General features: G+C 66.2%; 11 protein-coding genes, 2 tRNA genes and 2 pseudogenes. 11 read left to right on the top strand and 4 right to left on the bottom strand.

From position 1 onward, the window contains the following. Nucleotides 1-13: 13 nt before the first annotated feature. Entirely contained in the window at nt 14-157 is a 144-nt protein-coding gene (locus ACHWVH_RS19615) for a hypothetical protein (protein WP_267113786.1), read from the bottom strand. Nucleotides 158-220: 63 nt separating this feature from the next. Between ACHWVH_RS19615 and ACHWVH_RS19610 the strand changes: the two genes are divergently transcribed. Both ACHWVH_RS19610 and ACHWVH_RS19605 read left to right on the top strand, forming a co-directional pair. Next, nucleotides 221-667, top strand: a complete 447-nt coding sequence (locus ACHWVH_RS19610) for a DUF4087 domain-containing protein (RefSeq protein WP_394687806.1) — start codon at nt 221-223, stop codon at nt 665-667. A 443-nt stretch (nt 668-1110) separates the two neighbouring features. Next, nucleotides 1111-1186 (top strand) — tRNA-Gly (locus ACHWVH_RS19605). Between the two features lie 153 nt (nt 1187-1339). Here ACHWVH_RS19605 and ACHWVH_RS19600 read toward each other — a convergent pair. Then, nucleotides 1340-2134 carry a helix-turn-helix domain-containing protein gene (locus ACHWVH_RS19600; RefSeq protein ID WP_394687805.1) on the bottom strand — a complete coding sequence of 265 codons (795 nt, stop codon included), beginning with the start codon at nt 2132-2134 and terminating at the stop codon, nt 1340-1342. A 105-nt stretch (nt 2135-2239) separates the two neighbouring features. Here ACHWVH_RS19600 and ACHWVH_RS19595 point away from each other — a divergent pair, with 105 nt between their 5' ends. The 3 genes from ACHWVH_RS19595 to ACHWVH_RS19585 all read left to right on the top strand — a co-directional run bounded on the left by ACHWVH_RS19595 (nt 2240) and on the right by ACHWVH_RS19585 (nt 3850). Beyond that, nucleotides 2240-2602: a nuclear transport factor 2 family protein gene (locus ACHWVH_RS19595; protein ID WP_394687804.1), complete on the top strand. Its 363-nt coding sequence runs from the start codon at nt 2240-2242 to the stop codon at nt 2600-2602. Continuing rightward, nucleotides 2599-3393, top strand: a complete 795-nt coding sequence (locus ACHWVH_RS19590; RefSeq protein ID WP_394687803.1) for an alpha/beta fold hydrolase — start codon at nt 2599-2601, stop codon at nt 3391-3393. The genes ACHWVH_RS19595 and ACHWVH_RS19590 overlap by 4 nt, the downstream gene beginning before the upstream one ends. Before the next feature lie 142 nt (nt 3394-3535). Beyond that, entirely contained in the window at nt 3536-3850 is a 315-nt protein-coding gene (locus ACHWVH_RS19585; RefSeq protein WP_394687802.1) for a putative quinol monooxygenase, read from the top strand. 229 nt (nt 3851-4079) lie between these two features. On the opposite strand, the gene ACHWVH_RS19580 is transcribed toward ACHWVH_RS19585, so the two are convergent. After that, nucleotides 4080-5111 (bottom strand): 4Fe-4S dicluster domain-containing protein, encoded by a 1032-nt coding sequence (locus ACHWVH_RS19580; RefSeq protein ID WP_394687801.1) that lies wholly within the window; start codon nt 5109-5111, stop codon nt 4080-4082. Nucleotides 5112-5212: 101 nt separating this feature from the next. Next, on the bottom strand, nt 5213-5518 hold the full coding sequence (locus ACHWVH_RS19575) for a hypothetical protein (RefSeq protein ID WP_394687800.1): 306 nt from the start codon (nt 5516-5518) through the stop codon (nt 5213-5215). Nucleotides 5519-5660: 142 nt separating this feature from the next. Between ACHWVH_RS19575 and ACHWVH_RS19570 the strand changes: the two genes are divergently transcribed. From ACHWVH_RS19570 to ACHWVH_RS19545, 6 genes and pseudogenes are all read left to right on the top strand, one after another. Then, nucleotides 5661-6191, top strand: coding sequence for a group III truncated hemoglobin (locus tag ACHWVH_RS19570; RefSeq protein WP_295973594.1), 531 nt, complete (start codon nt 5661-5663; stop codon nt 6189-6191). A gap of 44 nt (nt 6192-6235) precedes the next feature. Beyond that, nucleotides 6236-7642 (top strand): oxygen-independent coproporphyrinogen III oxidase, encoded by a 1407-nt coding sequence (gene hemN, locus ACHWVH_RS19565; RefSeq protein ID WP_394687799.1) that lies wholly within the window; start codon nt 6236-6238, stop codon nt 7640-7642. A gap of 188 nt (nt 7643-7830) precedes the next feature. Further along, nucleotides 7831-7917, top strand: a tRNA-Leu gene (locus ACHWVH_RS19560). Between the two features lie 99 nt (nt 7918-8016). Continuing rightward, nucleotides 8017-8471: pseudogene (locus ACHWVH_RS19555) on the top strand (TrbI/VirB10 family protein); the annotation flags it as partial. 110 nt (nt 8472-8581) lie between these two features. After that, a complete protein-coding gene (locus ACHWVH_RS19550) occupies nt 8582-8800 on the top strand; it encodes a DUF2274 domain-containing protein (RefSeq protein WP_394687823.1) in 219 nt (72 codons plus the stop codon). 287 nt (nt 8801-9087) lie between these two features. Beyond that, a pseudogene (locus tag ACHWVH_RS19545) lies at nt 9088-11785 on the top strand (hypothetical protein); the annotation flags it as partial.

Below are 11785 nucleotides of genomic sequence, written 5' to 3'. Positions count from 1 at the left end.
CGCTGCGTCGCCGCTACGGCGCCGCCGCCCAGAAGCGCTGCTTGTACTGCACGAACCGCTGGCGGCCGACGGTGTCGAACCAGGACAGGTCGTAGAACGGACACACGACGGCACTGCGATCGCGCGGCGGCAGCGCATCGAACAGGAGAGGCGGCATCGGCGCTGTGCCTCGCCGCCTGCAGGGCCTCCCGGCAGCGCCGGCGGGCGCCGATTTGCGATGATGCCGGTCTCGTCCCTCGATCCTGATGTCATGCATCCATCGCGACCTGTTTTGCGTTTCGCCAGCGTGTTCGGTGCGGCCCTGGCTGCCATGACCGGCCTGTGCGCTGTCGCCGATGCCACGCCGCCTGCCGGTGCCGTCACGCGTTGCGGCTGGTTCGACAATCCCTCGCCAGGCAACGCCACGCTCGTGGACAAGGACGGCGAGTGGACGGTCGGCCAGCAGGGCGGGCACCAGGCCGAGGGCACATGGCCGACGTTCTCCCAGGCGCGCTGGGTGGCGACCGGGACGGGCAGCGCTGGCTACGGCTGCGCCTGCCTGAAGGTGCATGCGCGTGACGACACCCGCGAGGTGACCGCGATCGAGTCGGCGACGGCCCAGCCCTTGAAGACCTGCCGGCAGGACAAGGCACTGCGGGGCAGGGAGCCGGAGAATCCGCTGAAGTAGCGCGCTGGTTGCGTGGTTCCGTGGTGGCGGGTCGCCGGCGCGATGCCATCGGGGACGCATTGCCGCAGAGAAGGCGTCTCGCGATGCAGGCTGACCGCCGGTTCCAATGCCGCGGGGAGCGTCTTGTTGTTTGCGTCGGAAAGACGCCGCTCCAGTTTCCGGCAGTGGGGTTCCGATTCAGCGAGGTGGCAGTGCCCAGCCGAATGCCGCCATGGCCACCGTTCGGTGCGTTCGGGCTTGGACGGCCGAGGTTGCGTGTGGCATCGGCCGGCGGCCGCCCGACCCGGCGCGCACAGGGCCGCTGCCGATCCGACCCTGCCGCAGAACCGCGAACCGGAAGGGCCGAATCGCGACCTGGCACCGTGCCGGCCGGCGGCGGACATTTTTTTGCAACGAAGGGCTAGCGCACCTCCGGGGAGGCGTGTAGAATGCGCGGCTCCCAAGCGGGAATAGCTCAGTTGGTAGAGCGCAACCTTGCCAAGGTTGAGGTCGCGAGTTCGAGTCTCGTTTCCCGCTCCAAATTGCGTCACGTGCCTCTTGCGAGGCGGGTGAAACCCCGAAAAAGGAGCCGCGGCTCCTTTTTTTCGTTTCCGCGATTCGTCTTTTCCGAAGAGCGCCGGCCCCGGCCCTGCGCGACGACTTCCCGGCATCACGAACACGCCCGGCGTCCGCTCACGCAAGCGAGCTGGCCAGGAGCGCCTGCCTGGTCGCATCGTCGGCAGGGTAGAAGCATTCCAGTGTCAGCTCGGCCAGTGTCACGTCGGTTGCGGTGCCGAAGACGGTCGTGGTGGACAGAAACGACAGGACGCTTCCGCTTGTTCCGCTGCGGATCGAAAGCGGCACCGCGATCCGTTCGGTAGGCCCGGGTGGGCGATCGCTGGCCGGGCAGGGGAACCCGTTGAGTTCGGCATGCAGGGTTTCGAGTGCTGGATCGGCCGAATGGTCGATCTCGAGGCGAAGCCGGGCCAGCAGATGGTGCCGCCATTCGGCCAGGTTGACGATGCGTGGCGCCAGGCCATTGGGGTGGAGCGTGGCCCGCAGCACGTTGACGGGTGCGGTCAGCAACGTCGGATCGATGCCGACCAGCAGCGCGGTCGCCGCCTCGTTGGCGCACACCAGGTTCCAGTGACGGTCGACCGCAAGGGCGGGAAACGGGGCGTGCGCGCGTAGAACCGTGTCGACGGCCGCCAGCGCGGCCGCCATGTCGGGTGTGTCGAGGGCGCGCTCGCCATGCACTGGCGCATAGCCCGCCACGTGCAGCAGCCGGTTCTGTTCCCTGAGCGGCATCGCCAGCGGTGCGGCCAGGCGCAGCAGCAGGTCGCGGCTGGGAGCCGCTCGCCCGCTCTCGACGAAGCTCAGATGCCGCGTGGACACCTCTGCCGCGCAGGCCAGATCGAGTTGGCTCAGCCTGCGCCTGGCCCGCCAGTCGCGCAGCACGTCGCCAACAGTGATCGCGCGTGTGGTCATGTCCTCATCCTACCGGCCTGCGGCGGTGGTGCCATTACCTGCGAGGTAATCGCAGCGTCCGAGCGGCATCGGCATGCTCGACCCATCAACGACGAGGAGATGGCGATGAATGACCCTGACCTGCTGGCACGTGCCTATCTTGCGCTATGGAACGATGCCGATGCGGCCTCGCGCGACCGTCGCTTGGCGGACGGCTGGACCCCCGACGCCTGCTATGCCGATCCGATGATGACGGGCGCAGGCCATGACGGCATCGCCGCGATGATCGCAGCTGCCCGCGCACAGGTTCCCGGTCACCGATTCGCGCTGCGCGGCGTGCCCGATGCGCACGGCCCCTTCGTGCGTTTCTCCTGGACGCTGTCGCCCGAACACGGCGCTCCGATCGCCGCTGGAACCGATATCGCCCGACTCGCCGCGGACGGGCGCATCGCCGACGTCATCGGCTTTCTCGACAAGGAGAGCGCATGACGCCGGCATTCATCCCGCGTGGCGACGGCCATGCGCTGTTCGTGCGCGACTGGGGCGAGGGTCCGCCTGTGGTTTTGCTGGCGGGCTGGGCGATGGACGGCCGGATCTGGGGCGACACCATGCTCCATCTCAACGCCGCCGGCCTGCGCACCATCGCGTACGATCGCAATGGCCACGGGCGCTCGACCGACCGTGCTGGCTATGGCTACGACGCGCTTGCCGACGACCTGGCCGCCGTCCTCGAGGCGCTCGACCTGGAAGGCGTCACGCTGGTGGCGCATTCGGGCGCTGGCGGCGAGGCGATCCGCTATCTCGCGCGCCACGGTCGTACGCGGATCGCGCGATTGATCCTGGTCGGTGCGACCGGTCCGCGGGTCGTCGGTGATGCCGGGATCACGCCGGCGATGGTGGACGATTTGTGCGCGCAGCTCGCGTCCGATCTGTCGGGCTGGATCGACGCCAACATCGATCCCTTCGCGCCGGGTGCGTCGAGCCGCGTCAACGCATGGATGGCCGCCATGGTGCTCGACTGCTCGCGCCGCGCGGTGGTCGCGTTCCAGCGCACCATCGCGCTGAGCGACCTGTCGGCGGAAGCCGCCGCGCTCCATCTGCCGGTCACGATCATTCACGGCGACCGCGACGCGTCCGCGCCACTCGAGGTGAGTGGACGTGTCTATGCTGCGACCATTCCCGGCGCCGAACTGCTCGTCTACGAAGGCGCGGCGCACGGCGTGATGGTGACGCATGCAGCGCGGCTTGCCGGCGACATCGTCAGCCGAGCGGCGTCATGAGCTGGCTGGCCGCTGCCCGGGCCGGCGTCGCAGGCCGGCTGCCGGGTAGATCTGTCGTGCGCTCGCTGGGAATGGTCGCCGATCCGGTCGCTCAGGGTTTGGTTCGTCCTGTCGCCGAGGCGAGACTCACGGTAGCGCGCGCATGAACGCGAAGCCACTCCCGGAAACGTACGTCATCACCTTCCACGTCAAAGCGGATCAGGTGGATCGCTTCCGCATGCTGCTCGACCCCGTGCTCGACGCAATGCGTCACGAGCGGACCTTCGTCCGTGCGGCGCTACACGTCGATCCCGAGCGGCCGACCGTGTTCCAGCTCCATGAAACCTGGACCGATCGCGACGATGTCCTCAACGTGCAACTGCATCGGCGCTATCGTCGAGCGTGGAACGCCGCGCTCGACGACGTGCTGGTTGCACCCAGGCACATCGCCATCTGGACAGCCGTGCGAGTGGATTGAGGTTGGACGGCAAGAGCGCCAGCCACCTCGTTGCGCCGCCGATGCTCTGCCAGCGTACCGCCGACCGCACGGCAGGATGCGCAGCGCAGGCGGCGGCCGCGGCTGCCGTGAGCGTGTTCAACGCTGCCCGGGCAACGGCGCGAGGCCTCGTGATCGAGCCGGGAAAGCGGAGTGATCTCCATGCCTGGCGCCTGCGCAAGCCGCAGACCCGGTGAGTAACCGGCCCGGATCACGCCGCCAGCCACCACCACGCCAGCAACGCCGCCAGCAGCGTGGCGGCGCCGCCCAGCAGCCGCGGCCGGCGCCACCAGTGCCGCGGCTGGCGATCGATGGCATTGGCACCGGCCAGACGCAACAGGCCGCGGGCGAAACCGTGGCGATCCATGCTGCGGTCGCAGGCCTCGACGCACGCGCCGCAGGCGGTGCAGGCGTAATGCGCACCATTGCGCGGATCGATGCCGGCCGGGCAGGCCTGTACGCAGGCGTCGCAGGCCACGCAGTCGCCGAGTTGTTCGACGCTGAACTTGGGCAGGGTGCCGGCATACGCGGCCAGGGCCTCGCCGCGGCTGCCGCCCTGGCCGGCGAGCTGGGCGATGCTGGCGCGCACGGCATAGTCGCGGGCGGTGACGGGGTCGAGCAGGCGCCGCCCGCGCTTGGCGATGCTGCCAGTGCCGCATGCGCGGGCGCCACGCGGTTCGCCGCGCATCGCGTCGTAGCCGACCAGCGGCGTGTCGCGGTCGCACAGCAGCGGTTGCAGGCGCGCGTACGGGCACAGGTAGCGGCAGACCTGACTGCGCAGGAAGCCGGCGTTGCCCCAGGTGGCCAGTGCATAGAACAGTACCCAGAACGTCTCCCCACCGCTCCAGGCGAACGGATGCAGGCGCGCGACCAGGTCGGCGATCGGCACGAAGTAGCCGACGAAGCTGACCCCGGTCCACAGCGCCACGGTCGCCCACAGCAGGTGCCGTGCCGCGGCCGGCCAGTCGGCGAAGCGCCGTTCGATCCAGGCGAAGGCATGGCTCCACACCGTCTGCGGACAGGCGAAACCGCACCACGGGCGCCCGGCCAGGGTGGTGAGCACCGCCAGCGAGGCCGCTGCGGCGCCCAGCGCCAGCAGCAGCCAGCCGACGTCGTGCGGCCACAGGGTCCAGCCGAACACGTCGAAGCGCCGCGCCGGCAGGTCCAGCAGCAGCGCCTGCCGGCCCTGCCAGCGCAGCCACGGCAGCAGGTAGAAGGCGGCGAACAGCAGCCACAGCACCACGCGTCGGAACTGCGTGTACCGATGTGGCGGCGCCGGTCCTGCCGTGGCTGCGGGCGAGGTGACGACATGCAAGTGGATCGGGCGAGGCATCGGCAGCCGGCTCAGGACAGCGGCGCGGTGTCGCCGTGCGGCGCCGGACGCAACAGGAAGCCGGTCAGCACGCTCGAGGCCAGCGTCGCCAGCCAGAACATGAAGAAACCCACCGTATAGCCCAGCTCGCGGCTCAGCTGGCGGCCGGGGAAGGTGATGTCGCGCAGCGCCAGCGGATCGACCAGGGCGAAGAACAGCACGCTCATCGCGCCGGCCACCAGGAAGCTCGGCCACAGGATCACCCCCAGCCGCTGCACCAGCGGGCGTGGCGTACCGGGATCGAGCGGGTCGAGCAGCGGATCGTCGGGAGAGGCCATGACGGTGGATTCCATCGCGAAAGGAGGATGCGGCATGCGCCAAGGGGGCAGCGCCACACACGTCGCCGCGCCTGCCAGCCGCCTGGCCGCCGATCCCCCGTCGACACCGGCGTCGGCGCATGCCGCAGCGGCAGACTAGGCAGTGCCGGCCGTGCCGACATTGATCCTGATCAAGGCCGCCGCGGTGGCGGCGTGGAGACTGTCGGCGTCGAGCGACGTGGAGCGGACCATGCAGGACCAGATCGAGGGCATGCCCTTGCCGGGGCCGGACCTGTGCAGCGAGGCCGAGGTGCAGGCGCTGGTGGAGACGTTCTACCGCCGCGTGCGCGCCGACGCCGATCTGTCGGCGGTGTTCGCCGCGCACATCGAGGACTGGGACGCGCACCAGCAGCAGCTGTGCGATTTCTGGTCGGCGATGCTGCGCGGCACCCGCCGCTTCCGCGGCGCGCCGATGCCGCGGCACATGGCCATGCGCGAACTCAGCGCACTGTTGTTCCAGCGCTGGCTGGGCCTGTTCCGCGCCACCACCGCCGAGCTGCCCAACATGCCGATGCGGCTGCTGGCCGACGACATCGCCCAGCGCATCGCCGAGACGTTCTGGCGCCGCCACCAGATGAGCTGGCGCCCGTTCGAGCCGGCATCGCCGCTGCCGCCGGCTGCGTGCGCGGATTGATCCAGGTCAAGGCGGCCGTGCCGGGCGCCGCGCATGCTCGGGGCATGGACATTCTGACCGCGCCCGATTCCTCCGCCGCCTGGACCTTCGACGCCGACCTGCTGCGCCGCTACGACCGTCCCGGCCCGCGCTACACCTCGTACCCGACCGCGCCGCATTTCCAGACCGGTTTCGGCCCGGCGCAGTTGTTCGCCGCGGTCCAGGCCAGCGATCCGCGGCGGCCGCTGTCGCTGTACGTGCACGTGCCGTTCTGCCGCAATCCCTGCTTCTATTGCGGTTGCCATCGGGTGATCACCCGCGACCCGCAGCGCGGCCGCACCTACGTGCAGCGGCTGCTGCGCGAGGCGGCGATGATGGCCGCGTGTTTCGAGGGCGAGCGCGAGGTGGTGCAACTGCACCTGGGCGGGGGTACCCCCAACTTCCTCGCTCCCGAGTCGCTGGGCGAACTGGTGCATGGCCTGCGCGGGCTGTTCCGCTTCAGCCAGGCGCCGGACCGCGAGATGTCCATCGAACTGGACCCACGCACGGTGACGCCGCAGGACATCGCCGCATTGGCCGAACTGGGCTTCAATCGCGCCAGCCTGGGCATCCAGGATTTCGACCCGCTGGTGCAGCAGGCGATCAACCGGCGCCAGGGCGTGCACGAGACGCTGGACATCCTGCGCGCCTGCCGCGTGCACGGCATGCGCTCGGTCAACGTCGACCTGATCTACGGCCTGCCGCGGCAGACCCTGGCCGGGTTCGAACAGACCCTGGAGACGGTGATCGCGGCGCGCCCGGACCGCCTGGCGGTCTACGGCTACGCGCACATGCCGCAGCTGTTCAAGGCGCAGCGGCGCATCGCAGACGCCGATCTGCCCGATGCCGAGCAGAAGCTGGCCCTGCTCGGGCTGGCGGTCAGCAGGCTCTCGGCGGCCGGCTACCAGTACATCGGCATGGACCACTTCGCGCTGCCGCAGGAAGACCTGGCGCGCGCGCAGCGGCAGGGCAGCCTGCACCGCAACTTCATGGGCTACACCACCCACGCCGACACCGACCTGCTGGGCCTGGGGGTCAGCGCGATCAGCCGCATCGGCGCCAGCTACAGCCAGAACCAGCGCGACCTGCCGGCCTGGGAAGCGGCCGTGGACGCCGGCGACAGCCCGGTGCTGCGCGGCCTGCAGCTCAGTGCCGACGACGCCTTGCGCGCCGAACTGATCCAGCAGCTGATGTGCCAGGGGCGGGTGGACGCGGCAGCGGTGGCGCAGCGCCACGGTATCGACTTCGCCAGCTACTTCCGCGAGGAACTGCGCGCACTGGCGCCGCTGTGCGCGGACGGTCTGGCCGACTACCGCGACGGCGTGGTCCAGGCCACCGCCCGCGGCCGCCCGCTGCTGCGCCTGATCGCCATGTGCTTCGACCGCTACCTGCGCCAGCCCGACCAGCCGGCGCGCTACTCGCGCGCGATCTGAGCGCCGCGAATCACGCTTGCCGTTTGCATCCCCGGTGCCGCCGTGGCGGCGATGCCGGGGACTTTTCGGTGGCGGTACTCAGGCCTGTCGATGCCGGCATGTGCTGTCTCGGTTCGGCGCGTCTGCCGGATCTGCAGCGCCCTGCAGTTCACAAGCGCCGTGCGATCAGGCACGCTACGCGCCACCAGGCCCGGATGGCGAAACTGGTAGACGCATCGGACTTAAAATCCGCCGGGGGCAACCCCATGCCGGTTCGATTCCGGCTCCGGGCACCATGGGTGCGTAAGAGTTTCAGTGCTTTGGCGGCTTCGATTGATTTCGCCGCTGTGCATTTTTTGTGCAGCCCACTACATCGCTAGCGCTTCGGTGATGTGCTTGTGGTGTCAAGTGGCACGAGCTTGCTGGGCGACGTCATCGGCAAAGTGACCCCATCCGTGTATGACGCCGCTACGGCCGGCACCTGCTTATCCTGCAGGCGCGCGCATTTTCGGACGCCACGCCAGCCAGGTCAGCTACGGGTACAGCCGCCTGCAGGTGCTCTGGTGTCGGATCATCCTGCCCGCACGTCTTCGCTCACGCTCGACCTCGTGTGCACCGATCCGGATGGATATTCGGGTCTGGAGACGGTGTGGGCCGGCATTCGGCAGGACTGCAACCGCATTGTCATCGCTAGCCAGAACGGGTTGCAGAACTCCGTGAACCAGTGGGGCAGGAACTCACCCGGCGGAACCTCAATGTTCAGTCCACCTCGGCCACGCGGTCCGGGTCGTCGGCGCGCATTGTCATCAACCGGGACCTGGTGCTACGGCCTTACCAGCAGATCTTCTTTGCCAACCACAGAGAGCGTCGCGATGACCCAGAGCGACGACAGCATGCATACATAGCAACGACAGTGCGAAGAGCGAAGTGCCTTGTAATGGCAGCACTGGCGTACGCGTGTTGCAGAACCGCCGCACGCTGCGGCGGGTGCCGCTACCCGGGACTGCAAGCATCAAGATCGCCCTCGCGTATCCAGCCAGCCTTAAGACAGACCTCGACCCCAACGCCGCGCTGCATGGGCAGACCTACCGGGAGACCGTCGATGCGGCTGCGCTGATCCCGTACATGCTGGAAGCGTTCATGGCGGGGGATCGGGGTTTCGGCGGAAGGGCTGATTGACGCTTGCCCTTGCAATATGTTCGGAGGTAGTGTGGCGCCCGCGATGTTCAAGTGTTCAAGGACTGAATGTGAACAGAACTTCCAGCTTGCGGCATGTCGGCAAGCATCCAGGCAATCTGTTGCCCTGTCTGTTGAAGACTCCGGGCAATTCACCAAAATTACTCAGCACCCTCAATTTGCGTCGCGGTGAAATCGCTGCGCAATCTTCGGTGGCAGCTATCTCGTAATGGAAAGCCCGAGTATATGTACTTCGGGCAATGAAATCAGATCACGACAGGGAGTCTGACATGCAGGTCTTGTTTGGCGGTGGGTGCCGAATATTTTCGGCTCTGGTGGCGGCTTTGGTGATATTTTTTGCCACTTCCTTCGGCGTTCGTGCTGAAAGTAAATATTGTTACGTGGAGTCCGTTACTGGAAGTCCGGATCAGTGTTTTTCGAGCTTTCAAGCCGCACTCGATGCAGCGACTGCCGATGCGAACGGGCGTCAACTGCGCATGATTAGGCAAGGTCCATATTACGCAGATGTACTGGATAATAAGGCGCAGGATTTGCTTCTCTACGAATATGAGGCAAAAGATCTTCCTCCCGCCAGTTTTTTAAATAAAGGGTATTCTCTCAGCCCTGAGGGAATGCCTGGCCAGTCTCCTTGTGATTACAAGATTCCCTATGCTGAGGGGTATCATTGCAAGTCGGAAAATGATTTGTCTGATGTGGTGGCGAAGAATTTGCCGGAAGTGGTAAGTGGTCGCGAAGTGGTGACTCCTAAAGCGAGCTCCGGCTCATGGGCTGCTGTGAGTTCAGGCACAAAGCCTACCATGGGCGGTGATCAGCCGTCAGACCCAAGGGCGCCTCATTACGGTGCGGTGGTTTATTCGGGCCGGAAGTTTAATCTGCACCATTTGGTGAGGCAGACTGGAGAGACATACGAAACTTCTGGAGATTATACGCGTGTCGACCCTTTCCAGTGCCCTCAGGGTATGGTTGCTCGCGATTATGAGGATGGCGACTGGGGTTCGGCGGGTAGTTCGAATCCACCTTCGGAACTGTGCATGGACCCTCATGTGTACAAGATCGTTCAGCGTCTCGACCTCTCTTGCGGAGAAGAGGGCTGTAACTCGGCGGGCGTGCAGCTTGGAACAGGTGCTCATGCCCTCAATGAAGACCTGTTGTCCATCGAAGGTTTTCCCATTTCGCTTACGTATGACTCCAAGTCCCGCTCGTGGGATTTAAACTTTGAAAAGCGCATGGCTTCCGGTGGAAATGATTCTTACATCGAGGTCGCGCCAAGCACGTATTCAAGGTTATTTGTAGACGACGGCGAGGGCTTTGGCTTGGAGGGGCGCCCAGCGGATCGGGTGACCAACGATGACAATGGTAGTATCTATACGTCCGGGAATTTTCAGTACAAATTCAACGACGATGGCCGGGTCGCCGAATTCGGACCTATGGGCCAGGCACCATTCGTGGTGCAACGTGATGACGATGGTCGAGTCGTTCGGCTGACGTCGCCGGCGGGGCGGACGCTGAACTTCGAGTACGTGAATGGCCGGATCAGCAAGGTCACCGGCGCCGATCGTGAGGTTCTTCTCGAATATGATGCCTCGGGCAATCTGTCGAAGATATGGAAGGACGCTAGCGCGGTCCGCCAGTTCTTGTATGGCGAACAGGATCTGATCGGGGTTGCAGGGCAGAACGTCTTGACGGGTGTTGTCGATGAGCAGGGGCAACGCGAAAAGAGCTTTGGCTACGACGCCAAGGACCGGTTGATCTACAAGTCCGAAGGCGGTGGGCAGACCCCGGTCAATACCGTCCGCGTGAGCTATCCCGACGCGACGCATACACAGGTCGTCACTGCTGCCGGCGCAACACGCGGCTATACGCTGCGCGACGACGCGTATCACCGTCCAACCAGCGAGCTGGATCCCGCGGGTCAGGTGTCGAAGCAGTACGACGAGAACCAGAGGATCATCAAGTCCATCGCGGCGACTGGATCGGTCACGCAGCACACATATTCGTCCGATCCTTCAGAATCGATCGTTGAGGGCTTGGGATCCGCGCAGCAGCGCCGGTTCGAGATCACGCGCAGCACCTACGGACAGATCGCCAGGCGCTTGGTGTACGACGCCGCCGGTAAGCCGGTGGCAGGCTACATGCGGACCTTCAATGCGCGTGGCCAACCGTTGGCCTTGACGCAATTCCAATCCTCGCAGACTGCGGCCGTTCGTAAGAGTATGACGACCTATTGCGAGCAGGACGACATCAGCGGAGGCACATGCCCGCTGCTTGGATTGGTGATCAAGGTGGATGGGCCGCGCTCAGACAAGGCGGACGTCACGACCTACACCTATCGGATGGCGGATGCGCCCAATTGCGCCACTACCTCTGCCGCCTGCCCATACCGCAAGGGCGACCTTTGGAAGGTGACCAACGCTCTCGGCCAGGTTACCGAGTACCTGGCCTATGACGGCGCCGGCCGCGTGCTGTCGGCGAAGGACGCCAACGGCGTGGTCACCGACTACACCTATCACCCGCGCGGCTGGCTGACCGCCAGCAAGGTGCGTGGGGCCGACGACAGCAGCGAGAGCGATGACCGCATCACCGCGATCGACTACTGGCCGACTGGCCTGGTCAAGCAGGTGACGCAGCCCGATGGCGCGTTCACCCGCTTCACCTACGATGCGGCGCATCGCCTGACCGATATCGCCGACAACGCCGGCAACACCATCCACTACACCCTGGACAATGCCGGTAATCGTTCCAAGGAAGACACCAAGGACGCATCGGGTGCGCTCAAGCGCACGCTTTCGCGCGTGTACAACCAGCTCGGCCAACTGGCGACGCAGGCCACCGCGCAGGGCGATCCGACCGACTTCGGCTACGATCCCAACGGCAACACCAAGACCGTCACCGACGCGCTCGGGCATGCCACCCAGAACGACTACGATCCGCTCAACCGCCTGGCGCGCACGCTGCAGGACGTGGGCG

The organism is uncultured Xanthomonas sp. (assembly GCF_964278005.1).
GTDB classification, from domain to species: Bacteria; Pseudomonadota; Gammaproteobacteria; order Xanthomonadales; family Xanthomonadaceae; genus Xanthomonas_A; species Xanthomonas_A sontii.
Note: the sequence above shows the minus strand (reverse complement) of the source record. Positions and strands in the feature narration are given on the sequence as shown.

Bases quoted from the DNA above. Each gene is read 5' to 3' on its own strand.
- ACHWVH_RS19615 (WP_267113786.1), bottom strand. From the start codon at position 157: ATGCCGCCTCTCCTGTTCGATGCGCTGCCGCCGCGCGATCGCAGTGCC.
- ACHWVH_RS19610 (WP_394687806.1), top strand. From the start codon at position 221: ATGCCGGTCTCGTCCCTCGATCCTGATGTCATGCATCCATCGCGACCT.
- ACHWVH_RS19600 (WP_394687805.1), bottom strand. From the start codon at position 2,134: ATGACCACACGCGCGATCACTGTTGGCGACGTGCTGCGCGACTGGCGG.
- ACHWVH_RS19595 (WP_394687804.1), top strand. From the start codon at position 2,240: ATGAATGACCCTGACCTGCTGGCACGTGCCTATCTTGCGCTATGGAAC.
- ACHWVH_RS19590 (WP_394687803.1), top strand. From the start codon at position 2,599: ATGACGCCGGCATTCATCCCGCGTGGCGACGGCCATGCGCTGTTCGTG.
- ACHWVH_RS19585 (WP_394687802.1), top strand. From the start codon at position 3,536: ATGAACGCGAAGCCACTCCCGGAAACGTACGTCATCACCTTCCACGTC.
- ACHWVH_RS19575 (WP_394687800.1), bottom strand. From the start codon at position 5,518: ATGGCCTCTCCCGACGATCCGCTGCTCGACCCGCTCGATCCCGGTACG.
- hemN (WP_394687799.1), top strand. From the start codon at position 6,236: ATGGACATTCTGACCGCGCCCGATTCCTCCGCCGCCTGGACCTTCGAC.